Below are 23,429 nucleotides of genomic sequence, written 5' to 3' on the forward strand. Positions count from 1 at the left end.
ACACTCTAGCGGGAACAACGCCTCACCATAGGCAACACTTTTCCTTCCGGGGGGCAGCCCTCACAAGTTTTCTCATCTGTCTTTGTATGTGCCCCTATTTTGGTATCGACGCCTTCATAGCTCACGGATTCAGAGTAATCCATATCGTCTTCCCAATAATCACCGTGCGTCTCTGCACTGACTACCATGGGTTCGTCCAGGATCGGATCGTAAAGTTTTCCCTGATAATCAAACCCTCCGTTATGCTGATACTGCGTACTGCCTGAATCAGGATAAGACATATAATCATCCCAGCCCCCATCATTTCCCTTCCCGGGATGAGAGGATGAACCCACTGCACCACCTGCGACCCCGACACTCCCTGCCGCCGCTCCTGTACCCACACCAACCCAGACCATTAAAGTCCTCTCCTTTCCCTGTTTATCATCACATGCTTAAAATCTTCCACTCGCTGGTCAACCGAATAACCGTTCGGGGTTCTAAGCCATTTATCCACCTCGGGTTTCTGGTAAAAGCCCGGATAGAACGCTTCCAGCATTAAAAAATCACGTCTTACATTTTTTTCTTTCAGCGGCAGCGTGTTTGCGTAATCCAACGCGTTACCCAGACGAGCATGGAAAGTCTCATCCGGTTCGTTAATCATCGGGAATCTTTTCTTTATCTTTTGCGCCGTATCTCTGACAAAATCATCATCTTCCATTCTGTCAACACTGGCGCACTGTTCTTCAGACAGTTTCAGCATATGAATTCCCTTTGTTTAAATGACCAGACGCGGTCGCCCACTGTCGTCAGCCATTCCTGCACTGAATCTGTGAGTTCTTGGTGTTGCAGGCTATCCAGCATTTCGCCTAAACGAACCTGTACACGGGGGTCCTGGAAACGCAATAAAGCAGTACGTCCATTAGGCAGCCCGATGTTCATATTTTTCTTAAAATGCGAAGCCAGGTCACTCAGTCTCAAAGGCGACAATATCCATGACACAGAAGGCAACGCCACCTCCAGAGTGCACAATTTTTCTCTGATTTCCATCGATTCACACAGTTGAATAATCCACGGTCCGGCAAACGCGATGCGTGAATCAGGCCAGGTATCAAACAAGGGTATGGCAGCGTGTTGTGCAGACAGTTCTTCACCAAAATGCCGCTCGTATTGCAGACCGTCCACCAGGGAAAATAATGTCAATTTTGTGGAATGAATCAGGTGTTGTGCTGCGAGGCGAAAACTAAGACTGCTCATGACTCCCCTCTTACGACAAAAGTGTCACCATTCATCACCGCCTTCATCAGGCAGCTAAGGCAAATACCATTCCCGGCAACAGCTTCAAACGGCATGTCATTTTTCGCCCCCTTCACCGTCCGCTTCACCTTGCGCAGGTACTGGGTTGTCGTGCCGTATTCCACCTTCCCCGCCTCTATCTTCAGGTAACTGCCGCCCCCGCCAATCAGCGTGATGCGCTTCTTACCCGCAAACAGAATGTCTTCGGTGCTGCTCAGCGTCAGTTTCTTCTCCGCAAGCAGCCGCAGGTTGCCGTTCTGGGCCTGCACCTCTACCGGGCCTTCGCTCGCTTTCAGGCTCATCGCCCCGCTGCGCGCAAACATCCCCAGCTTTTCCCCTGTCAGGGCCGTCAGGTTACCCATCACGCCCACGCTGATATCGCCCCCGGCACTGACAGCCACGTTTTTGCTGGCCGTCATTTGCAGGTGTTGTCCACTGGTCACCGCCACCCCTTGCGGTGCCGAGAAGTGCAGGATCTTATTCAGCGGTTTCAGGCGTTGTTCAAACATCTGTATCTGGCTGTCGATGTCCGCCTTCAGCGCTTCGGCCTGCTCTGCGGCGGCGGCCAGTTGTGCCAGTTGCTGTTGCAGCAGGTCGATGGTCTTCAGCGCCGCGTCCATATCCAGCACCTGGCCCTGCGTGTTGGCCTGCCCGTCTGCACTGATAAACAGCCCCTTTGCCGCGCGCAGCGTACCGTAGCCGTCCGTGCGCAGTTCGGTGCCGGTGCCACGGGGTTTGCCCTGTGCATCCACGAGGTGCCCGGTGTTGAGCTGGGTTTTCTCCGACTCCGTCGCCAGCTTGATATGCTCTTCGCCGCGCTTGTCTTCCATGCGTAGCTTATTGTTCGCCGGGGTTCGAAGAATGTTGCGCGTATGGTTATCGCGGGTCACATGGTCCGGGTGGGCGGAGTCGTGCAGCGCATACGCAATGTACGGCAGGTCTATATCCCCGTTGCTGTAGGCTATCGCCACTTCCGTGCCGTCGGTCAGCGGCGTGTGCCAGCCGAGCGTGTCACCGGCATACGGCTTTGCCATCCTCAGCCACAGGTAGCTGTAGCCCCGTTCAGTCCCTTCCCGGTCCACATCCAGTTTCACCCGGTAGCGACCTGTCTCATCCAGGTGAGCGTAGATATCCCCCTTCTCACGGCTCTCGATTCTGGCCGGGAGTGTGCCGTGGATTTCCGGGCGCTCAGGGCACACCGGGCGGAAACAGTAACGTTCGGTGTAAGGCTGGCCCCAGACAGAGACATGCAGCCGTGAATCGCGGGAGCCGATAAACGTCACCAGCGTCATTATCACGCCTTCTTTCAGCGCCGGGACGACGTCACCCTGCGGCTCCAGCACCTGGCCGGGGCTGAGCTGGGAAGCGTTGCTGAACAGGTGGATACGGGCCGATTTATTCAGCTCACGCTCATGACCGAGACGCGCGTAGAAAGCACCGCTTTCAGTGGCTGGTTCCGGGTCGGTATCATCACCCGCGTCCAGATACGGTTCACCGTAGCGGTACTGTGAACCTGTCGTGACAGCATCATTACGTACAGAAACGGTGGCATCCATCGGTGTTGAAGCAGTGCGGTAGTTATAGTGTTTCGTCTGCACCGTTCCACTCACTACGTTATGCCAGCTACGCACACCCCAGACCGAATCACGCGCACCGTCAAAAAGCCCGGACAGCTCACCATAAGGCAGTTTCATATCAAACACATACTGCAACTGGCTATCACCAAAAATGACGATTTCCATTTCCGTTGCGGCATTCATTTCAAAACGGAACCAGATCCCCACTTCCGCAAGAATACGCTGGATAAATTCCAGGTCTGTTTCACGCCACTGGGTTATCAGTTCGCGTGTTGGATATTCACACGAAAGGCGAAATTCAAAATCCGGCCCTTCAAGCCCATGCGCACGAAGCACCTGTTCAACGACCTGCGGCACAGACTGTTCGGAATAAATGGCACTACGACGAGTACGGGAAAATAAAGCGAGTCGGGATTCGAGGGTGATGCGGTAGTGGGATTCATCGGCATTTGTGGACAGCCATTCCAGCCGGGTAATGATGCCATGAACATTCTTCCCGTCACGCATCCTGAAACTGGCAAACTTCATCAGCGCCTGTTCGGGCCTGATGTTGGCCTGGGGCGATGTGAATTCAATCACCCAGCGAAACGGCTCGCTTAACGCTTCGCGTCCACGAAAGCGCAACACATCCGCCGAGAAATCGCCATTCCAGATACCCAGCGAGTAACCGACCAGTGTTTCAAATTGAGTTGTCAACATGCCTTCCTTAGCCATCAGACTGATGGTTTCATGATAAAAATCATGATGCACTTAACGCAAACTGCCGAATAGTTACACGATTTTACCCCCTCTTCCATAAGGGATATTTAAGGAGCCGTAAATTAAGAATTTTGCCGAAGAATTTTCAACTGAAGCTTTTACTCTCGTTGTCGGTATCAACAATCGTTCGTATTTTGACCACAAAAAGTTACCGAGATTAAGGTGATGTATCTGCTTCCAGATTAATCAAGTAGGTCATAGCATCATCACGATGAGTGAAACACATTTCGCGACTAGCCTGTAAGCTCGCGCAAACCTTCGGGCGCAACGGTGAAGTGAAGATCTTGCACATGAAATTATCCGCAAGCTGGACACATCTCACATTAGCTGGTTTTCCCTGCGGCATTCCTGGGATCGGACTTGAAATCGACGGAGCGATACAGCAAGCTCCGCAGTCAATACGGCATTCCATCAAACACCTCTACCAGTGCACTCTAATTAGTAAACGACAGCAACAGGGCGCTAAAGCCGCTATCTACCGTATCCAGGACACAGAAAGCCAGGAAGCTCCTCACCAATCACAATCAATGACTTTTATACTGTGAATAATTGACTATTAGCTTTGCCACCTGGCATGCCGGGAATAGGACTTGATACAGAAGGTGCGATGCAACACGCGCCGCAATCGGGACGACAGTCCATCAACAATACTCCGGTGGGCTGACAAGAATCAGGACTGTAGCAGCAGGAGCGCGGCTTTACTACGTAGATTTATGCACTATCTGCAATGAAATCCGCTTGCCTGAAAGACGCCTCCCGAGTAATTTGACGCAATATTTTCGCTCCTCAATTTTTTACAGGAAACATCGATGCCAAGAGCTAACGAAATCAAAAAGGGTATGGTACTGAATTACAACGGCAAGCTGCTGATTGTTAAAGATATCGATATCCAGGCACCCAGCGCACGTGGCGCAGCAACGCTTTATAAAATGCGTTTTTCTGATGTCCGCACTGGCCAGAAAGTTGAAGAGCGCTTCAAAGGTGACGATATTGTCGACACCATCACTCTGACCCGTCGTTACGTTGACTTCTCTTATATTGATGGCAACGAATACGTGTTCATGGATAAAGAAGATTACACACCGTATATCTTCACCAAAGATCAGATTGAAGAAGAGCTGCAATTTATTCCAGAAGGCGGTATGCCGGACATGCAGGTTCTTACCTGGGATGGTCAATTGCTCGCCCTTGAACTGCCACAAACTGTGGATCTGGAAATTATCGAAACCGCTCCAGGTATTAAAGGCGCGTCAGCAAGCTCCCGTACCAAGCCTGCAACAATGTCTACTGGCCTGGTTATTCAGGTTCCAGAATATATGGTGACGGGTGAGAAGATCCGCATTCATATCGCTGAAAAGCGTTCTATGGGTCGTGCAGACTAATAAGTGTTTTGCGGTTTAACCGACAAGATCTCAGACCCGCTTCGGCGGGTTTGTATTTTGGGAAAAATTATTTCTGTTATTTCTTAATAGGATAGCTTACCAAAGGTTTAATCTCCTTTAGCACAAACTTACTCTGCATTTCTTTAATCCCCGGTACCCAGCAATCATATTGAACTGGTAGCTATTGGGTTAATTGGGCCGAAGAAAAAAATCACCAGACTCACGGGTAACCTGGGTCTGTATAAATAGATTCCTGTAGCAACCATAAAAAAACGCGCCAGAAGGCGCGTTTTTTACATCAATGTTCAGCTTACTTCAGCAAATCCGGGAACATGGTTTGTTTCAACGCCAGTTCCACACCGCGAACTTCAGCCAGGCCTTTCAGACGACCAATCGCTGAATAACCTGGGTTAGTTTTCTTGTGCAGATCGTCAAGCATCTGGTGGCCATGATCCGGACGCATCGGGATCGGACGCAGATCGCCGGCGTTTTTACGACGTTGTTCTTCAGTCAGAATCGCTTTCACCACTGCAACCATGTTCACATCACCTTGCAGGTGTGCGCCTTCATGGAAGGTTTTCGGGTTATCTTCGCGGCAGGTTGCGCGCAGATGGGTAAAGTGAATGCGATCACCAAAAGTTTCAATCATCCGCACCAGGTCGTTGTCAGCACGAACGCCGTAAGAACCGGTACACATGGTGAAGCCATTATAAATGCTGTCGACAGTTTCTTTCAGCCACTGCATATCTTCAATAGTAGAAACGATACGCGGCAGGCCCAGGATTGGACGCGGTGGATCATCCGGGTGAACTGCCAGGCGCACACCGGCCTCTTCGGCTACCGCAACAATTGCACGCAGGAAGTACGCCATGTTTTCACGCAGCTGTTCTTTACTGATGCCGTCATATTCAGCAAGACGTGCACGGAACTGGTCAAGGGTGTATCCCTCTTCCGCACCGGGTAAACCAGCAATGATATTGCGGGTCAGCTTTTCTTTTTCGGCATCAGACATATTGTTGAAGTAGTCCAGCGCCTGACGCTGTTCGTCTTCACTGTAATCCGCTTCAGCACCTTTGCGCTTGAGGATATGCAGTTCAAATGCTCCAAAAGCAATTTGGTCAAAACGCAGTGCGCGCGAACCATCTGGCAATTCATATTCCAGATCGGTACGTGTCCAGTCCAGAATCGGCATGAAGTTGTAGCACACGGTGTCGATGCCACATTCTGCCAGGTTACGAATGCTTTGTTGGTAGTTTGCGATATGTTTATCGTAGTCACCGGTATGCGTTTTAATTTCCTCGTGCACCGGAATACTTTCTACCACTGACCAGGTCAGCCCTTTTGCTGCCAACACCGCCTGACGTTCTTTAATGTCAGCAACCGGCCAGACTTCACCATTTGGGATGTGATGCAGAGCAGTAACGACACCGGTCGCGCCCGCCTGACGCACATCATCCAGAGATACCGGGTCTTTCGGGCCATACCAACGCCATGTTTGTTCCATCGACAGTTCCTCAGTTAAGTTGTCATACCAATTCTATAATGCTGTATTGACTACTACCATACCGGATTCTTCTTTCTGGTCAAATTTTGCGGTGATATTGGTTGATCCAGCTCACATTAAAGGGATAAAGACAGCACACCAATTTGATTTGTTGTCATATAACTTTAGACTGGGCAATGTTACTAATTAGTTAACCAGGATTTGCATTTTATGAACACAATTGCTTCAGCCACGTTACCTGTCGATATTCAACAGCCTCTTTATGACCGCAAGGCTTTAAAAACCCGCATTGTTCATTTTGGTTTTGGTGCGTTTCATCGCGCACACCAGGCGCTGTTGACGGATCGAGTACTCAATAAATTAGGGGGTGACTGGGGCATCTGCGAAATTAGCCTGTTTAGCGGTGATAAGCTGATGAGCGCGTTACGTGCGCAGGATCATTTATACACCGTGCTGGAAAAAGGTCGCGATGGCAACCAGGCGATTATTGTCGGCGCGGTTAACGAATGCCTGAATGCAAAACTTGATGGGCTGGATGCGATTATTGAGAAGTTCTGCGAACCCCAGGTCGCGATTGTGTCTCTTACCGTGACTGAAAAGGGATATTGCATTGACCCGGCAACCGGCAAGCTTGATAGCAATAACGAGCGCATTATTCACGACCTGCAAAACCCTGAAGAACCGCACTCAGCTCCGGGCATTTTGGTGGAAGCTCTGAATCGCCGCCGCGAACGTGGGCTACGCCCATTTACCGTACTTTCTTGCGACAACATTCCCGACAACGGCCGCGTCGTACGCAATGCGGTCATTGGCATGGCGGAAACGCGCAGCCAGGAATTAGCGGACTGGATTCGCGAGCATGTCACCTTCCCTGGCACCATGGTTGATCGAATTGTCCCTGCGGCGACACCTGAATCATTGCAAGAAGTCACTGACACGCTGGGCGTGGAAGATCCCTGTGCCATTGCGGGCGAGCCATTTATCCAGTGGGTCATTGAAGATAACTTTGTTGCAGGCCGCCCAGCGTGGGAAGAAGTAGGCGTCGAAATGGTTGACGACGTGATGCCATGGGAACAAATGAAATTACGTATGTTGAACGGCAGCCACTCATTCCTCGCCTGGCTCGGCTACCTCGCAGGCTATGCGCATATCAATGACTGCATGGCAGATGAGCATTTCCGTAAGGCGGCACACCGTTTGATGATGCAAGAGCAAGCGCCAACACTGCGCGTTACAGGTGTAAATCTACAGCAATATGCCCATAACCTGCTTGAGCGTTTTGACAACCCGGCACTGAAACATCGCACCTGGCAAATCGCAATGGACGGTAGCCAGAAACTTCCACAGCGTATGCTAGAAAGTGTGCGCTGGCATCTGCAACAAGGCGATGAGTGGCCATGCCTGGCTTTGGGAATTGCCGCCTGGATGCGTTATGTCAGTGGCACAGACGATGCGGGTCATGAAATTGATATTCGCGACCCGTTAGCAGAAAAGATTAAAACGCTGGTTGCAAACAGCTCTATTAATGAGCGAGTTCATGCCCTGCTCAGTCTGCGTGAAATCTTTGGAACCGACCTGCCTGCTGATGAACAATTCGTCGCGCGCATTACCGCTGCGTGGAATGACTTATGCAGCAAAGGTGCGAAAGCCGCGGTCGCAGATTTGGTCGCTTAATTTAACAATCAATGCCTTTAACCCCGCTTCACAAGGATGTGGAGTCGTTCGGACTTCATTTTTTGGTAATTGTTGTTCAGGATAGTGATAATTGAACATTACGTAAGGTTCACTTAACCCGTCCGGAGCACTTGTGACTAAAACCAACCTGATTACCGGTTTCCTCGGTAGCGGCAAGACCACTACCATTCTGCATTTACTTGCCAATAAGCCCGAGCATGAAAAATGGGCTGTGCTGGTCAACGAATTCGGTGAAGTCGGAATCGACGGCTCGTTATTAGCCGACAGCGGTGCTTTGCTGAAAGAAATCCCCGGTGGCTGTATGTGTTGTGTAAACGGACTGCCGATGCAGGTAGGGCTCAATACTTTACTTCGTCAGGGTAAACCTGATCGTCTGCTCATCGAACCCACAGGACTTGGTCACCCAAAACAAATCCTCGATATGTTGACTGCCGAAGTTTACCAGCCATGGATTGTACTCAACGCCACTCTGTGTCTGCTTGACCCACGCCAGTTGCTTGATGAGCGGGCAGTCAATAATGATAATTTCCGCGATCAACTCGCTGCTGCCGATATCATTATCGCAAATAAAGAAGACCGTTCCAGCGATGAAAGCCGCGCGGCTCTTACCGAATGGTGGCTGCGTGAGGGTACTGGGCGGGAAATGATCGCCGCGCAAAATGGCCATATTGATATTAGCCTTCTTGATAAACCACGCAAAAACCTGCGTGAGGTGCCATCCAGTCAGGACCATAACCATAGTCATGCAGCAACACGTGGGTTAGCGGCATTAAGTTTGCCTGAGCATCAACGCTGGCGGCGCAGCATTAATAGTGGCCAGGGTTATGTGGGTTGCGGATGGATTTTTGATGCCGACACACTATTTGACACAGTAGGGGTTCTGGAATGGGCTAGACTTGCTCCTGTCGACCGCGTCAAAGGTGTGCTGCGTATTGCGGAGGGTTTGGTACGAATTAACCGTCAGGGCCTTGATTTCCATATTGAAACGCAGAATGTCGCTCCACCTGACAGCCGCATAGAGTTAATACATAGCGGTGACGTTGACTGGAATGCGCTACAAACTTCATTGTTGAAGCTACGTTTAAGTTTGTGAGTCTACCCTTTCGTCTTTGTTAAAATATCTAATGATTTAGTATGAATAATATTCGATTACCTCTCATCCTTGTGCTCAATGCACTTGGGTTAGCACTATTTTTTAGTTGGTATCTGCCCGAAGGGCATGGTTTTTGGTTTACCCTGGACTCCGGGATCTTCCATTTCTTTAACCGCGAGCTGGTTAAGAGCCATGCGTTCCTGGTGTTTGTTGCCGTGACAAATAACCGCGTGTTCGATGGTATTTCGCTATTAGCGATGGGTGCACTGTTTTTCTGTTACTGGCGCACGGAGTCTGCGACAGGCCGCCGACGCATGATCATCATGGGTATTGTGATGTTATTTTGCGCAATTATTATCAATCAACTTGGCCATTTGATTCCCGAATCTCACGTCAGCCCAACGCTCTATTTCACGGATATTCACCGTGTTAGCGAATTGCTGCATTTCCCAACTAAAGATGCGTCTAAGGACAGTTTCCCTGGCGATCATGGATTAATGCTGCTGATTTTTACCGGCTTCATGCTGCGATATTTCGGTAAAAAAGCGTTTGCTATTGCTGTCGTTATTTTCCTGATTTTCATCATGCCACGCATGATGATCGGTGCACATTGGTTCACTGATATCTTCGTCGGCTCGTTATCTATTGCTCTCGTTGGGTTGCCCTGGGTTCTATTAACCCCAATAAGCGATGGGTTAATAAATCTCCTGGATCGTTATTTACCCGGCAAAAAAAGAACAATTCAATAACACTAAATAAACATTATTTTCAGCAATCATCAGAAACCAGAAATGATTGCTGCCTGTTTTTTATCCACGCACATGGAGTGTCTAATATTTAACCTGCCATCTTCATTAGACAAATGAAGTACCTGCACAGATAAGCAACAGTTCTGGTTAACAACTACGCAATATTACTTTTTAACTTTTAACATCACAATTTCTTATAAAATTTCCGCGAAAACCGCTCGCCATGCCTGATTTGATGAGGTAACCTCGAATACGTTTTGCGCTGACGCCCAATTCATTAGTTATGTGAATAATTTTGTGCGACAAACCACAATTTTGTTCATTAGCGTTTGTCTCAAGGCGCGCAGGTAATTAGTCTCGTCACGTTGGTATTTTGTATAACGATATTTATCGTTAAGGACATCAAGGGATAACAAACATAATGGTCAAGTCTCAGCCTATTTTGAGATATATCTTGCGGGTAATTCCCGCTGTTGCTGTGGCAGTAATGCTGTCAGCATGTAGTTCGACAAACACCGCAAATATGCATTCTGAGACGCATGCAGTCGGCAATAAAGATGGTTTTTTACTGCAAGCTTCTCAGGATGAATTCGAAGAGATGGTCCGTAATGTAGATGTGAAATCACGTCTTATGGATCAATATGCAAGTTGGAAAGGCGTTCGTTATCGCCTCGGTGGCAGTAATAGAAGCGGTATTGATTGTTCTGCATTCGTGCAGCGCACATTCCGTGAACAATTCGGTTTAGAGTTGCCTCGTTCAACTTCTGAACAGCAGGATTCAGGTAAATCAATTTCACGTAGTAAATTACGTACTGGTGATTTAGTTCTGTTCCGTGCAGGTTCAACGGGTCGACATGTTGGAATTTATATCGGTAACAACCAGTTTGTACATGCTTCCACCAGCAGTGGTGTGACGATTTCAAGCATGGATGAGCCTTACTGGAAAAAGCGCTACAACGAAGCGCGACGCGTATTGAGCCGCAGTTAATGCGCACCTTGCAGACAGTTACTCCCTTGGCTGATCTGCAAGACACCAATATGACGAGACAAAAGAACGCTGCTTATGCAGCGTTTTTTATTGCCTGAAATTCATCCAGTTAAATAATTATGAAATGATGATAGTTTTCGTTCGAAACTTTATGACGTATCGATCGTTTTTGCGTTATAGTCCAAAAAAACGCAAATAAACGATCAGTCTCTTGCGCTTGCAGGAACCATTCATACATGTTTTCTAAAAATATTTTCTCACGTTACTTTACTTCTATCCGGCAAATAGCCGCCTTCAGTATTTTAGCCGGCGTGCTTGCCGCGCTAATGATTGGCGGAATAACCAGTCTGACATTACACAGTAAGCGTGAAGCCAACTACGACACACTGACTGAAGATATGCGTGAATATCTCAGCATCTTTTTCGAGGATCTCCAGTCGACCATCAGCGGCATTCAACCGTTAACCCTTTCAGACTGCCATCAAGTCTCCGGCGAATTGACCTCGCGCGCAGCCTTTAACGCTAACGTTCGCGCCTTTGTATTAGTTCGTAACGGCAACGCCTACTGTTCTTCGGCTACGGGCAGCATGTTGATGGAGATGCACCAGCTCTCCCCAGATATCGATCTCAACAAGAATATTGACCTGGCTATCATGCTCGGTACCCCAATGATGCCCGGTAAGCCAACTATTGCCGCATGGTTTAAAAATCCAATAATTGAGGGACGCGGTGTTTTCGCCACCCTGAATGTAAATCTTACACCGTATCTATTATTCACTACTCGCCAGAGCGATATGGTGTCGATGGCGATCATCGCAGGTGATAAAGCGCTAACCACAATATCCAGCAATGTGATGAATGCTGCGAATCTCCCGAAGCATCCTACACGCGTAATATCCATGGAAGATTATCCCATCAAGATAGCGTTGTATGGCAAAACCTGGCCCGTAGAAGACATTCAAATCTCGATTCTGACCGGGCTCGTATTCGGCATACTCGGTGGTGCGTTATGCGCCTATTTCCTGACGGTGCGCCTACGCTCTGGTAAAGAGATTTTGATGGGCATTAAGCGTGGGCAATTTTATGTTGTGTATCAGCCGGTAGTTGATGCCAAAGAATTAAAAATGTCAGGCGTGGAAGTGTTGATGCGCTGGAACCACCCAATTGCTGGGCTTATTCCTCCCGATGCATTTATCGCGTTTGCCGAAGCACAGCAATTGATCGTTCCCCTCACCCGCCATTTGTTTGAATTGATTGCACGTGATGCCCAAAAGCTCCAGCATATCTTACCGGCTGGTGCGCGCCTCGGCGTGAATTTGGCTCCTAGCCATTTACACTCACCAACCTTTAAAGAAGATATTCAAGCTTTTGCCGCCTCATTGCCTCCAAATCATTTCCAGCTAATTTTCGAAATCACTGAACGAGATATGGTGAAAGAAAATGAAGCCAGTTGCCTGTTTACCTGGATGAATGAGCAAGGATTTCAAACGGCAGTCGATGATTTTGGTACAGGGCACAGCGCACTTATCTATCTTGAACGCTTTAAACTGGATTATCTGAAGATCGATCGCGGCTTTGTGAATTCTATAGGTTTAGAAACTGTAACATCCCCTGTACTTGATGCCGTATTAACCCTTGCTCGCAAGCTAAGTATGACGACGGTCGCTGAAGGCGTGGAAACACCTGAGCAAGCCAAATGGTTAATCGACCGAGGGGTAAATTATTTACAAGGTTACTATTTCGCCCGCCCACTCACTCTTGAGCAATTGAAGTCATGGGGTGGTCAGCAAAAAACCTACGATGAGCTTGTTTGAGCCCGGCCAACATCGATGCTGCTTGAAGTATGGCAGCTATAACTTATGATTTATCATCATGGCGTTATAACGCGGCGGGGCGTTGCCTGGACACTGATATTGTTTCGGGAAGAAATAATTAGGTAAGCTCCTCCTCAACAAGGATTGATCTATACGATGTTTGCACGCATTCTCACCCTGCTGAGCCTTTGCCTGATTGCAGCCCCAGGCCTTGCTGAAAACATCAAGGAAAGCTACTCCTTTGCCGTTTTAGGGGAACCTAAATACGCCATCAACTTTACCCATCTTGATTATGTTAACCCTGCGGCTCCAAAAGGCGGAGATATCACGCTCTCAGCAATTGGCACCTTTGATAACTTCAACCGCTATGCTTTGCGCGGCAATCCTGGTGTAAGGACCGAAACCCTGTATGACACGCTTTTTGCCAACTCCGATGACGAGCCGGGAAGCTACTACCCGCTGGTCGCTGAGATGGCGCGTTATCCTGATAACTTCGCGTGGGCCGAAATCGAAATTAATCCGCAGGCACGTTTTCATGATGGGACGCCCATAAAAGCCAGTGATGTCGCCTTTACCTTCAACAAATTTATGACCGAAGGCGTACCGCAATTTCGTCTGGTTTATAAAGGCGCAAAAGTGAGGGCAATTTCCCCTTTAACGGTGCGCATTGAACTGGCAACACCCAGTAAAGAACGCATGTTAGGTTTGTTCTCGCTACCCGTGTTCCCTGAAAAATTTTGGAAGAATCATAAACTCAGCGATCCTCTATCTGCTCCCCCTCTGGCAAGTGGCCCCTACAAGATAACGGCCTGGCGCATGGGGCAATACATCACCTACTCACGTGTCAGGGACTACTGGGCCGCCAATTTGCCAGTTAACCGGGGGCGCTGGAATTTTGACTCTATTCGGTACGACTATTACCTCGATGACAATGTCGCCTTTGAAGCTTTCAAAGCCGGAGCGTTCGATTTTCGTAACGAAGCTTCAGCCAAAAATTGGGCCACGCGTTACACAGGGAAGAATTTTGCTAATCATTTCATCGTAAAAGAAGAACAACCCAACGATGCGGCGCAGGATGCACGCTGGCTGGCCTTTAACATTCAGCGCCCAATTTTTGAGGACCGGAAAGTGCGCGAAGCGATTGGCCTGGCCTTTGATTTTGAATGGATGAACAAAGCGCTTTTCTATGGTGCTTACAGCAGGGCAAACAGTTATTTCCAGAATACGGAATATGCTGCTCGTGATTATCCGCATGCGGATGAGCTCATCCTGTTAGCTCCCTTGAAAAAAGATTTACCGCCAGAAGTTTTCACCAGCGTCTACAACCCGCCAAAATCGAACGGCAATGGTTTTGACCGTGAGAACCTGCTCAAAGCGATGACGTTGTTAAAAGAGGCTGGATGGGAACTGAAAGACCAGAAACTCATCAATGTTAAAACTGGCAAACCCTTCACCTTCGAATTGCTAATAGGGGCCTCCGGTAACACACAGTGGGTTTTACCATTCCAGCATAATTTACAACGGCTGGGGATCACGATGGAGATTCGTCAGGTCGACAACTCGCAGCTCACCAACCGCATGCGCAAGCGAGACTACGATATGATACCAACGCTTTATAGCGCCATGCCTTATCCCAGCGCTGACGTGCAGATCGCATGGGCTTCAGAATACGTTGATTCCACATATAATGCCCCCGGAGTGAAAAGCCCGGTGGTTGACGAACTGATTTCTCAGATTGTGGCTAATCAAGGTGATAAACAAAAACTGCTTCCCTTAGGCCGGGCTCTGGATCGCGTACTGACATGGAATTATTACATGATCCCAATGTGGTACATGGCCGCAGATCGTTTCGCCTGGTGGAACAAGTTTTCAAAGCCGGCTATTCATCCGTTATACGCAACCGGGTTTGATACCTGGTGGTATGACGTCAATAAAGCCGCACATTTGCCCGCTAATAGGCGTTAAGGGAATATATGGGAAGTTATCTGTTACGTCGCTTGTTGCTGATAATCCCCACGTTGTGGGCAATTATCACCATCAACTTTTTCATCGTACAGATAGCGCCAGGCGGCCCTGTGGATCAGGCTATTGCAGCAATTCAGTTTGGCCATGGTTCGGGTGTGCCGGGCATCGCCACTGACACTATGGGCAGCGGCCATGCGCGTGTTGGCGTGGGTAACGTTGGTGACAGCCAGTACCGAGGAGCACGAGGTCTTGATCCGGAAGTGATTGCTGAAATCACTCATCGCTATGGTTTTGATAAACCGATCCATGAACGCTACTTCAAAATGCTTGGCGATTATTTGCGCTTTGACTTTGGTGACAGCCTGTTTCGCAGCGCATCCGTTATCCATCTGATTAAAGAGAGCCTACCGGTTTCTATCTCGATTGGCCTATGGAGCACCCTGATTATCTATATTGTGTCGATCCCACTCGGCATACGAAAAGCCGTCAGTAATGGCAGCAGTTTTGATATCTGGAGCAGCACTTTTATTATCATTGGCTACGCCATTCCCGCATTCTTATTCGCAATTTTGCTGATTGTATTGTTTGCCGGCGGCAGCTATCTGGACTGGTTCCCGCTGCGCGGTTTGGTGTCGACCAATTTTGATACCTTACCGTGGTACAGCAAAATTATTGATTACCTTTGGCATATCACGCTGCCGGTGCTGGCAACCGTGGTAGGAGGTTTTGCGACCTTAACCATGCTGACGAAGAACTCGTTTCTTGATGAAATTCGCAAACAATACGTGGTCACCGCCCGCGCCAAGGGGCTGAGTGAAAAGAAAATCCTCTATCGCCATGTGTTCCGCAACGCCATGCTATTGGTGATTGCCGGTTTTCCTGCCACGTTCATCAGTATGTTCTTTACCGGTTCACTGCTAATCGAAGTGATGTTCTCGCTAAATGGCCTGGGTTTATTGGGCTATGACTCAACCATTTCACGCGATTATCCGGTGATGTTTGGCACGCTGTATATCTTTACGCTCATTGGTTTACTACTAAATATTTTGAGCGATATTACTTATACGCTGGTCGATCCGCGTATTGATTTTGAGGGCCGTGGATGAGCCGTTTAAGTCCTGTGACTCAGGCCCGCTGGGCTCGGTTTTGCCAAAACAAACGCGGCTACTGGTCGTTATGGTTTTTTGCCGTTCTGTTTGTGCTTAGCCTAGGTTCAGAGCTTATTGCTAACGATCGCCCATTAGTCGTTCACTACCAGGAACGCCTCTATTTCCCATTTGTTGCCAATTATAGTGAAAGTGATTTCGGCGGGCCTTTAGCAACGCCTGCTGATTATCAGGACCCGTGGCTTGCAGAACGTCTGAGCGAAAAAGGTTGGGTGATCTGGGCACCGATTCGCTTTGGCTCTAATTCCATTAACTTTGCCACCAGGGTCCCCTTCCCATCACCGCCAAGTTCCCAGAACTGGTTAGGAACTGACGCCAATGGTGGCGATGTACTGGCGCGTATTCTCTATGGCACGCGTATTTCTATTCTGTTCGGCCTGATGCTGACACTCTTTTCCAGCGTGATTGGCATAATTGCCGGTGCAGTTCAGGGCTATTACGGCGGGCGAGTAGACTTATGGGGGCAGCGTTTTATCGAGGTGTGGTCCGGTATGCCAACACTCTTCCTGATAATCCTGCTTTCAAGTGTTATCCAGCCTGACTTCTGGTGGCTGTTGGGTATTACGGTGCTGTTTGGCTGGATGAGTCTGGTGGGTGTGGTACGTGCAGAGTTTCTGCGTACCCGAAACTTCGATTACATTCGCGCAGCACAGGCGATGGGTGTCAGCGACAGGTCGATAATCACACGTCATATGCTGCCTAACGCCATGGTCGCCACTCTGACTTTCTTACCCTTTATTCTTTGCGGTTCGATTACCACTCTCACCTCACTGGATTTCCTGGGCTTTGGTTTGCCACTGGGTTCACCATCACTGGGTGAACTGTTGCTGCAAGGCAAAAATAACCTTCAGGCTCCATGGCTTGGCATCACCGCATTTCTCTCGCTGGCAGTATTGCTGACGTTACTTATTTTCATCGGCGAAGCAGTGCGCGACGCCTTCGATCCGAGCAAGGCGCACTGATATGACCACTCCACTGCTGTCTATTAAGAATTTATCCGTGGCTTTCCGTAGCGGCGACACCATTCGGCAAGTGGTGGACGATTTATCGCTTGAAGTGAATGCCGGTGAAACACTCGCATTAGTCGGTGAATCAGGCTCAGGGAAAAGCGTCACGGCATTATCGGTGCTGCGTCTGTTACCGGCACCGCCAGTTGTTTATCCGTCGGGTGAAATTTTCTTTAAAGGGCAGGAGTTATTACATGCTCCTGAACATACACTTCGAAGCGTTCGTGGCAACAAAATCGCCATGATTTTTCAAGAACCGATGGTTTCACTAAACCCGCTGCACAACATTGAAAAACAGCTTTATGAGGTGTTATCACTGCATCGCGGGATGCGCCGTGAAGCCGCTCGAGCGGAAATGCTGACGTGCCTTGATCGGGTTGGTATTCGTAATGCGGCAAACCGCTTAACTGATTTCCCCCATCAACTTTCCGGTGGTGAGCGCCAGCGTGTGATGATTGCCATGGCGCTGCTGACTCGCCCGGAATTACTCATTGCCGATGAGCCGACAACTGCTCTGGATGTCACGGTGCAGGCGCAAATTCTGCAATTACTCAAAGAGCTCAAACAAGAGCTCAATATGGGGCTATTGTTCATTACCCATAATCTGAATATCGTCAAAAAGCTGGCAGATAACGTTGCCGTCATGCGCAACGGTAAATGTGTTGAACAAAACTCCGCAACTAAACTGTTATCAGCACCGCAGCACCCTTACACACAACAACTGTTGGACGCAGAGCCTACGGGTAGCCCACGTCCCGTAGAGGAAAAAAGTAAGCCGTTATTGACCGTTCAAGGATTGCAGGTCGCCTTCCCTATTCGCCGCGGGTTGCTTAAGAAAACCATCGGGTATAACTACGGAATAAAAGACCTAAGCTTTACGCTGCATGTCGGTGAAAGCATCGGTCTGGTTGGGGAGTCAGGATCAGGTAAAAGTACGACAGGGCTTGCGTTGCTACGCCTGATTAATTCCAGCGGTGAGATATGGTTTGATGGCAAACCACTGCATGAGCTTAATCGCAAAAAGCTGCTACCGCTGCGTCGCCGTATTCAGGTCGTATTCCAGGACCCTAATTCATCGCTGAATCCTCGTCTGGATGTTTTGCAGATAATTGAAGAAGGTTTACGCGTACACCAGCCTGCGTTAACTGCGGCAGAACGTGAGCAAAAAGTCATCGTGGCAATGCAGGAGGTGGGGTTAGATCCACAAACAATGCACCGTTATACGGCGGAGTTTTCTGGTGGACAAAGGCAGCGTATCGCCATTGCCAGAGCGCTGATTTTACAGCCTGAGTTAATCATTCTTGATGAACCGACTTCTTCGCTCGACCGCTCCGTACAAGCACAAATACTCGCATTACTAAAATCGTTACAAGAAAAACATCAGTTGGCCTACATTTTTATCAGCCATGACTTGCGAGTAGTGAAGTCGTTATGTCACCAGATAGTGGTACTGAGGCAGGGAGAAGTGGTTGAACAAGGAGCATGCCAGCAAATTTTTGCAGCACCTCAGGCGGAATACACACGCCAGTTACTTGCACTTGCATAAGCTACAAGCTTAAAAATCAAAAAGGATTAGCGCTGGAGAAAGATTCAGCAATAGCCACGCCGAAATTCTTAAGTCTGCACGTTGCTGTTTGCTCATCCTGACGATTAACGAACAGGCAGGGCTGACCTTCACATTCCACCACAGCAGAATCCACCTCGATATCTCTTAGCGCCATGCTTAATTTGTGCATGGTCGGCCAGGCTGAATCACTATTGCTATCGCTCAGTAATTTCAACCCTATCAGGCAATTTTCAGCGTTCTGACCATTTTGCGGAATCGGTTCAACTCTGGAACCTGCAAAACCCGCCAACCAACGATATCTATGTGGCAAGCGATGAACAATGGAAAGCTGTAACGTATTCACTGTGGTATCCCCAAAAAAATCCAAAATTATTTCACAAACACTTTACATAAAGGTTAACACAATGTTGATGCCTTGTGTGTAAACAACCCCGAAACCGCTTACATCCGTTGTAATTATTTGTCTACCATTTCATATTTAACGTTTTATTTTTGTGGTGCTGCACACGTTTCGGCGCTATATGTAACGCTTTCCGCGATGTAACTCAACCTTTTTAACTACAAGAATGTGACTTTTTGTTGTTGATGCGTTTACATTTAAGAAACAAATTGTAGACGCTAATGGGGAATTTTCGTTGATTTAGATTAAACAACGGGCATCCAGGCGATACCCGTTTTAGAATTTTAAGACTATTTAGTGGCTAATCGAGGGCGACTTGCGTAGAGATAAAAAACAATAGAGCATGTTGCACACACCGCGATCGACCAAATCATCGGCCACGCAGAATTAAAAGTCGCAAAAGATAGCAGCGCGCCGGTTAATGCACCGATACCAAAACGAAACGTGCCAGCCAACGAAGAAGCTGTTCCCGCCATATGTGGAAACTCATCAAGAATTACCGCCATTGCGTTAGACGACACCATTGAAACGCAACCAACAAATGCCGCCACGCCCAATACCATCGACCAAAAACCTAACCCCAGCCCCGTACTAAGTACCAGCCAGATAGCCATAGCAAACTGGACAAACAAGCCAAAGCGGAACATCGCCAGCGGGCCGAAACGGCGTACAAAGCGGCTATTAATTAGCGTCATCACAATCAAAAACAAAATGTTAAGCGCGAAGTAATAACCAAAATGCTGTGGCGCAACGTGATTGAGTTCAATGTAAACAAACGGACCAGCACTCAAAAATGAGAACATTGCAGCAAAGCTAAAACCGCTCGCCAGCATGTAGCTCAACACGCGCTTATGGCGGAACAACGTCGCGAAGTTACCTATCGTTGTACGCAGGTGAAACTTCTGTCGACGTTCAACGGGTAGCGTTTCGTGGATCAGGAAGAAAATCATCGCTGATGCCAGTAGTGCTGCCAGTGCCAGGATCCAGAAGATTGCATGCCAACTAAACCACACAAGCACTGCTCCGCCGACCATCGGTGCAATAAGCGGCGCAATTGTAGTTATCAGCATGACAAACGACATCATGCGCGAGAACTCTTCTTTTGGATAAATATCGCGCATCAGGGCGTTAATCACCACGCTTGCTGCGGCTGCAGAAAGACCATGCAGGAAACGCATTGCAATCAGATGATCAATGGTTTGTGAAAGCGCACAAGCAATTGCTGCCGCCGCAAAGATAAGCGTACCACCAAGTACCACAGGCTTACGGCCAATGCTGTCCGCCATCGGGCCATAAAATAGCTGACCGATAGCAAAACCAAGAATATAGGTACTTAACGTCATTTGCGCGCTGCCTGCTGGCACGCCAAACTCTGAGGCAATGACCGGCAATGCCGGTAAGTACATATCTATTGATAACGGCATTAACATGGCCAACAGACCAAGTATCACCACAATGCCAATAGATGAGTTTTGCTTACTACTCAACACTTCCTCCTGGAATTAACGTGGCGGCATGCCAACACTGGCAACTTCTTCTTCGGTTAATGTGCGGTATTCGCCTGGCGCGAGATCCGCATCCATAGCAATTGCACCAATGCGCTCACGGTGTAAGCCCACGACATGGTTGCCTACCGCCGCGAACATGCGTTTTACCTGGTGGTAACGCCCTTCGCTGATAGTCAAACGCACTTCAAGCGGAGTAATCACTTCAAGTGTTGCCGGCAACGTCAGATCTTTTTCATTATGCAGCTGAACGCCAGCAGCAAATTGTTCTGCTGTGTCATCGGAGATCGGATTCTCAAGTGTAACCAGATAGGTTTTCTCACAATGATGGCGCGGAGAAGTAATACGGTGCGACCACTGACCATCATCAGTCATTAAGACCAGACCGGTGGTGTCGATATCCAGACGCCCTGCTGCATGCAGTTTGTGCGCCATTGGCTCATCAAGGAAATACAGCACGGTTGGATGATCCGGGTCTTCTGTCGAACAAACATAACCCTGCGGCTTATTAAGCATAAAGTAGCGAGGGCCGACTTGTTGAGTCAGGCTTCTGCCATCAAATTCAACCTGATGTTCAGGTGCCAGCTTGAAGGAAGCATCACGCACCATTTCACCATCAATAGTCACGCGCTGTGCGCGGATTTCACGGCCAGCAATAGCACGGCTCACGCCAAGCTGCTGAGAGATAAATTTATCGAGTCGCATTAAATATATTGCCTGTTTATAGAAGTGCCAGCGGGAAGTTTGCTGACGGGGCGTTCAGCCCGCTTTTTTTGTCAACGTAAACCCTAAATAATTCGAGTTGCAGGTAGGCGGCAAGGGAGCAAATCTCCAGGAGCTTACTAAAGTAAGTGACTGGAGTTTGTGAGTGCAGCCAACACCCCTGCAGCTCGAAATATGACGGGTAAATCATTTGCCTGTTAATTAGTTTGCCAGTATAGCCGGATAGAAAAGTCTCTCAAGCTAAAACCCCGTTTCATGGCATAATCTGCATTATTTTCAATTTATATAGCCTATAGATTTCGAGTTGCAGGTAGGCGGCAAGGGAGCAAACTCCCAGGAGCTTACTTAAGTAAGTGACTGGGATTTGTGGGTGCAGCCAACACCCCTGCAGCTTGAAAGATGACGGCTATCGAATCTGAGAGTTTATGTCCTTTACCTTACGCCCCTACCAACAAGAAGCCGTCGACGCTACCCTCACCTATTTCCGCAAACACATCACTCCGGCAGTGATTGTGCTGCCGACAGGTGCCGGGAAAAGTTTGGTGATAGCCGAACTCGCTCGTGTAGCGCGTGGAAGAGTGTTAGTACTCGCACATGTTAAAGAACTCGTCGCGCAAAACCATGCTAAATACTGTGCGCTAGGACTTGAAGCTGACATTTTCGCAGCTGGCCTGCAACGTAAAGAGAGCAATGGAAAAGTCGTTTTCGGCAGCGTGCAATCGGTGGCGCGTAATCTGGATCAATTCCACGGTGAATTTTCGTTGCTGATTGTCGATGAGTGCCATCGCATTGGTGATGCCGACGATAGCCAGTACCAGCAAATCCTCGCACATTTACGCGCGGCAAATCCTAAACTGCGCCTGTTGGGACTGACTGCTACGCCTTACCGATTGGGTAAAGGCTGGATTTATCATTTCCACTATCACGGCATGGTGCGCGGCAACGAAGATGCGCTATTCCGTGACTGCATCTACGAATTACCGCTGCGCTATATGATCAAACACGGCTACCTCACTCCACCTGAACGGTTGGATATGCCGGTGGTGCAGTACGATTTCAGCCGTTTACAGGCACAATCAAACGGCTTGTTCAGCGAAGCGGATCTTAACCGCGAGCTAAAACAACAAAAACGCATTACGCCGCACATCATCAGCCAAATTATTGAGTTTGCAGCTGACAGACGCGGGGTGATGATTTTTGCCGCAACCGTTGAGCACGCCAAAGAAGTCACCGCCCTGCTGCCTTCAAACGACGCGGCATTAATTACCGCCGACACACCAGGGCCCGCACGCGATACATTAATAGAGGCGTTTAAAAACCAGCAATTCCGTTTCCTGGTTAACGTTTCGGTACTCACCACCGGCTTTGACGCACCGCATGTCGATTTGATTGCTATTTTGCGCCCGACAGAGTCTGTCAGCCTTTATCAACAAATTGTTGGTCGTGGTTTGCGCCTGGCAGCGGGTAAAAAAGATTGCTTGATACTGGATTACGCAGGAAATCCCCACGACCTTTTCACTCCAGAAGTGGGGGTAGCGAAAGGAAAAAGCGATAACGTGCCGGTGCAGGTTTTCTGCCCTTCCTGCGGTTTTGCTAACACCTTTTGGGGAAAAACCACTAGTGATGGCACCCTGATTGAGCACTTTGGTCGCCGCTGCCAGGGCTGGTTTGAAGATGACGACGGCACGCGCGAACAATGTGATTTTCGCTTCCGTTTCAAAAATTGCCCACAATGTAACGCAGAGAACGATATTGCCGCCCGTCGCTGCCACCAGTGCGACCATGTTCTGGTCGATCCCGACGATATGTTAAAAGCCGCGCTAAAATTGAAAGATGCTCTGGTACTGCGCTGTGGCGGAATGACGCTGCAACACGGTGGCGACGAAAAAGGTGACTGGCTGAAGATTACCTATTTTGATGAAGACGGTGCCGATGTTAGCGAGCGCTTCCGTCTGCAAACACCCGCCCAGCGAATGGCGTTTGAACAACTGTTTATTCGGCCACACAGCCGTACGCCAGGCGTACCGCTACGCTGGATAAACGCCGCTGATGTTGTGGCTCAGCAATCTGCGCTCCGCCATCCGGATTTTGTCGTCGCACGCAAGAACGGCAACTTCTGGAATGTGCGAGAAAAGGTATTTGATTATGAAGGACGCTTCCGTCGCGCGAATGAATTGCGTGGCTAAAGGTTCTTTTCATTGAAGCTGGGGCCAGATATGGCTATAATCCCGCCCGCTTTTGCATCCGCAAAGCAGATCAC

The 23,429-nt window shown here is 48.9% G+C and carries 20 protein-coding genes and 3 pseudogenes; 12 read left to right on the forward strand and 11 right to left on the reverse strand.

Features of this window, described 5'->3' with window-relative positions:
- Window positions 1–5: 5 nt before the first annotated feature.
- The 6 genes and pseudogenes from M979_RS23805 to M979_RS24035 form a co-directional block, all read right to left on the reverse strand.
- Entirely contained in the window at window positions 6–398 is a 393-nt protein-coding gene (locus M979_RS23805) for a hypothetical protein (protein WP_245164720.1), read from the reverse strand.
- Entirely contained in the window at window positions 398–742 is a 345-nt protein-coding gene (locus tag M979_RS10580) for a hypothetical protein (protein WP_034458677.1), read from the reverse strand. The genes M979_RS23805 and M979_RS10580 overlap by 1 nt, the downstream gene beginning before the upstream one ends.
- A complete protein-coding gene (locus tag M979_RS10585) occupies window positions 736–1,236 on the reverse strand; it encodes a DUF4123 domain-containing protein (RefSeq protein ID WP_051880714.1) in 501 nt (166 codons plus the stop codon). The genes M979_RS10580 and M979_RS10585 overlap by 7 nt, the downstream gene beginning before the upstream one ends.
- Complete coding sequence (locus M979_RS10590; RefSeq protein ID WP_064554906.1) at window positions 1,233–3,551, reverse strand: type VI secretion system Vgr family protein; 2,319 nt, start codon at window positions 3,549–3,551, stop codon at window positions 1,233–1,235. Before M979_RS10590 ends, M979_RS10585 begins: the two co-directional genes overlap by 4 nt.
- A gap of 217 nt (window positions 3,552–3,768) precedes the next feature.
- A complete protein-coding gene (locus M979_RS22505; RefSeq protein ID WP_072009446.1) occupies window positions 3,769–4,023 on the reverse strand; it encodes a YkgJ family cysteine cluster protein in 255 nt (84 codons plus the stop codon).
- A 149-nt stretch (window positions 4,024–4,172) separates the two neighbouring features.
- A pseudogene (locus tag M979_RS24035) lies at window positions 4,173–4,253 on the reverse strand (YkgJ family cysteine cluster protein); the annotation flags it as partial.
- A 167-nt stretch (window positions 4,254–4,420) separates the two neighbouring features.
- On the opposite strand from M979_RS24035, the gene yeiP reads away from it, so the two are divergent.
- Entirely contained in the window at window positions 4,421–4,993 is a 573-nt protein-coding gene (gene yeiP, locus M979_RS10595; protein WP_034458679.1) for an elongation factor P-like protein YeiP, read from the forward strand.
- Between the two features lie 76 nt (window positions 4,994–5,069).
- On the opposite strand, the pseudogene M979_RS23810 reads toward yeiP, so the two are convergent.
- Window positions 5,070–5,150 (reverse strand): annotated as a pseudogene (locus M979_RS23810) (Lrp/AsnC family transcriptional regulator); the annotation flags it as partial.
- On the opposite strand from M979_RS23810, the pseudogene M979_RS22515 reads away from it, so the two are divergent.
- Window positions 5,141–5,242: pseudogene (locus tag M979_RS22515) on the forward strand (DUF2000 family protein); the annotation flags it as partial. The pseudogenes M979_RS23810 and M979_RS22515 sit on opposite strands and share 10 nt — an antisense overlap.
- A gap of 61 nt (window positions 5,243–5,303) precedes the next feature.
- On the opposite strand, the gene uxuA reads toward M979_RS22515, so the two are convergent.
- The gene (gene uxuA / locus M979_RS10600; protein ID WP_064554907.1) at window positions 5,304–6,497 is read right to left on the reverse strand and encodes a mannonate dehydratase; all 1,194 of its coding nucleotides are present in this window, start codon (window positions 6,495–6,497) and stop codon (window positions 5,304–5,306) included.
- 210 nt (window positions 6,498–6,707) lie between these two features.
- Here uxuA and M979_RS10605 point away from each other — a divergent pair, with 210 nt between their 5' ends.
- The 9 genes from M979_RS10605 to yejF all read left to right on the forward strand — a co-directional run bounded on the left by M979_RS10605 (window position 6,708) and on the right by yejF (window position 18,520).
- Window positions 6,708–8,171 (forward strand): mannitol dehydrogenase family protein, encoded by a 1,464-nt coding sequence (locus M979_RS10605; protein ID WP_064554908.1) that lies wholly within the window; start codon window positions 6,708–6,710, stop codon window positions 8,169–8,171.
- Between the two features lie 133 nt (window positions 8,172–8,304).
- A complete protein-coding gene (locus tag M979_RS10610) occupies window positions 8,305–9,285 on the forward strand; it encodes a CobW family GTP-binding protein (protein ID WP_064554909.1) in 981 nt (326 codons plus the stop codon).
- Between the two features lie 41 nt (window positions 9,286–9,326).
- Window positions 9,327–10,034 carry a phosphatase PAP2 family protein gene (locus tag M979_RS10615; protein WP_034458687.1) on the forward strand — a complete coding sequence of 236 codons (708 nt, stop codon included), beginning with the start codon at window positions 9,327–9,329 and terminating at the stop codon, window positions 10,032–10,034.
- Window positions 10,035–10,455: 421 nt separating this feature from the next.
- Complete coding sequence (gene mepS / locus M979_RS10620; RefSeq protein WP_034458689.1) at window positions 10,456–11,022, forward strand: bifunctional murein DD-endopeptidase/murein LD-carboxypeptidase; 567 nt, start codon at window positions 10,456–10,458, stop codon at window positions 11,020–11,022.
- 236 nt (window positions 11,023–11,258) lie between these two features.
- On the forward strand, window positions 11,259–12,836 hold the full coding sequence (locus M979_RS10625; protein ID WP_064554910.1) for a cyclic di-GMP phosphodiesterase: 1,578 nt from the start codon (window positions 11,259–11,261) through the stop codon (window positions 12,834–12,836).
- 156 nt (window positions 12,837–12,992) lie between these two features.
- A complete protein-coding gene (locus M979_RS10630; protein ID WP_064554911.1) occupies window positions 12,993–14,801 on the forward strand; it encodes an extracellular solute-binding protein in 1,809 nt (602 codons plus the stop codon).
- Window positions 14,802–14,809: 8 nt separating this feature from the next.
- Entirely contained in the window at window positions 14,810–15,907 is a 1,098-nt protein-coding gene (locus M979_RS10635; RefSeq protein WP_034458695.1) for a microcin C ABC transporter permease YejB, read from the forward strand.
- On the forward strand, window positions 15,904–16,929 hold the full coding sequence (locus tag M979_RS10640) for a microcin C ABC transporter permease (RefSeq protein ID WP_064554912.1): 1,026 nt from the start codon (window positions 15,904–15,906) through the stop codon (window positions 16,927–16,929). The genes M979_RS10635 and M979_RS10640 overlap by 4 nt, the downstream gene beginning before the upstream one ends.
- A gap of 1 nt (window position 16,930) precedes the next feature.
- Window positions 16,931–18,520, forward strand: a complete 1,590-nt coding sequence (gene yejF, locus M979_RS10645) for a microcin C ABC transporter ATP-binding protein YejF (protein WP_064554913.1) — start codon at window positions 16,931–16,933, stop codon at window positions 18,518–18,520.
- A gap of 16 nt (window positions 18,521–18,536) precedes the next feature.
- Here yejF and M979_RS10650 read toward each other — a convergent pair whose 3' ends face one another.
- The 3 genes from M979_RS10650 to rsuA all read right to left on the reverse strand — a co-directional run bounded on the left by M979_RS10650 (window position 18,537) and on the right by rsuA (window position 21,151).
- On the reverse strand, window positions 18,537–18,884 hold the full coding sequence (locus M979_RS10650) for a YejG family protein (protein WP_034460077.1): 348 nt from the start codon (window positions 18,882–18,884) through the stop codon (window positions 18,537–18,539).
- 347 nt (window positions 18,885–19,231) lie between these two features.
- Window positions 19,232–20,428, reverse strand: a complete 1,197-nt coding sequence (locus M979_RS10655) for a Bcr/CflA family multidrug efflux MFS transporter (protein ID WP_034458701.1) — start codon at window positions 20,426–20,428, stop codon at window positions 19,232–19,234.
- A gap of 15 nt (window positions 20,429–20,443) precedes the next feature.
- Entirely contained in the window at window positions 20,444–21,151 is a 708-nt protein-coding gene (gene rsuA, locus M979_RS10660) for a 16S rRNA pseudouridine(516) synthase RsuA (RefSeq protein WP_034458702.1), read from the reverse strand.
- Between the two features lie 443 nt (window positions 21,152–21,594).
- Here rsuA and radD point away from each other — a divergent pair, with 443 nt between their 5' ends.
- On the forward strand, window positions 21,595–23,355 hold the full coding sequence (gene radD / locus M979_RS10665) for a DNA repair helicase RadD (protein ID WP_064554914.1): 1,761 nt from the start codon (window positions 21,595–21,597) through the stop codon (window positions 23,353–23,355).
- The last annotated feature ends 74 nt before the right edge of the window (window positions 23,356–23,429 follow it).

This window comes from Buttiauxella noackiae ATCC 51607 (genome assembly GCF_001654865.1).
GTDB lineage: Bacteria > Pseudomonadota > Gammaproteobacteria > Enterobacterales > Enterobacteriaceae > Buttiauxella > Buttiauxella noackiae.

Excerpts from the sequence above, each read along its gene's own strand:
- M979_RS10630 (WP_064554911.1), top strand. The coding sequence starts at position 12,993 with ATGTTTGCACGCATTCTCACCCTGCTGAGCCTTTGCCTGATTGCAGCC.
- yejF (WP_064554913.1), top strand. The coding sequence starts at position 16,931 with ATGACCACTCCACTGCTGTCTATTAAGAATTTATCCGTGGCTTTCCGT.
- M979_RS23805 (WP_245164720.1), bottom strand. The coding sequence starts at position 398 with ATGGTCTGGGTTGGTGTGGGTACAGGAGCGGCGGCAGGGAGTGTCGGG.
- uxuA (WP_064554907.1), bottom strand. The coding sequence starts at position 6,497 with ATGGAACAAACATGGCGTTGGTATGGCCCGAAAGACCCGGTATCTCTG.
- rsuA (WP_034458702.1), bottom strand. The coding sequence starts at position 21,151 with ATGCGACTCGATAAATTTATCTCTCAGCAGCTTGGCGTGAGCCGTGCT.
- mepS (WP_034458689.1), top strand. The coding sequence starts at position 10,456 with ATGGTCAAGTCTCAGCCTATTTTGAGATATATCTTGCGGGTAATTCCC.
- M979_RS10605 (WP_064554908.1), top strand. The coding sequence starts at position 6,708 with ATGAACACAATTGCTTCAGCCACGTTACCTGTCGATATTCAACAGCCT.
- radD (WP_064554914.1), top strand. The coding sequence starts at position 21,595 with ATGTCCTTTACCTTACGCCCCTACCAACAAGAAGCCGTCGACGCTACC.
- M979_RS10625 (WP_064554910.1), top strand. The coding sequence starts at position 11,259 with ATGTTTTCTAAAAATATTTTCTCACGTTACTTTACTTCTATCCGGCAA.
- M979_RS10590 (WP_064554906.1), bottom strand. The coding sequence starts at position 3,551 with ATGTTGACAACTCAATTTGAAACACTGGTCGGTTACTCGCTGGGTATC.
- M979_RS10580 (WP_034458677.1), bottom strand. The coding sequence starts at position 742 with ATGCTGAAACTGTCTGAAGAACAGTGCGCCAGTGTTGACAGAATGGAA.
- M979_RS10585 (WP_051880714.1), bottom strand. The coding sequence starts at position 1,236 with ATGAGCAGTCTTAGTTTTCGCCTCGCAGCACAACACCTGATTCATTCC.
- M979_RS10635 (WP_034458695.1), top strand. The coding sequence starts at position 14,810 with ATGGGAAGTTATCTGTTACGTCGCTTGTTGCTGATAATCCCCACGTTG.
- M979_RS10615 (WP_034458687.1), top strand. The coding sequence starts at position 9,327 with ATGAATAATATTCGATTACCTCTCATCCTTGTGCTCAATGCACTTGGG.
- M979_RS22505 (WP_072009446.1), bottom strand. The coding sequence starts at position 4,023 with ATGGAATGCCGTATTGACTGCGGAGCTTGCTGTATCGCTCCGTCGATT.
- yeiP (WP_034458679.1), top strand. The coding sequence starts at position 4,421 with ATGCCAAGAGCTAACGAAATCAAAAAGGGTATGGTACTGAATTACAAC.
- M979_RS10640 (WP_064554912.1), top strand. The coding sequence starts at position 15,904 with ATGAGCCGTTTAAGTCCTGTGACTCAGGCCCGCTGGGCTCGGTTTTGC.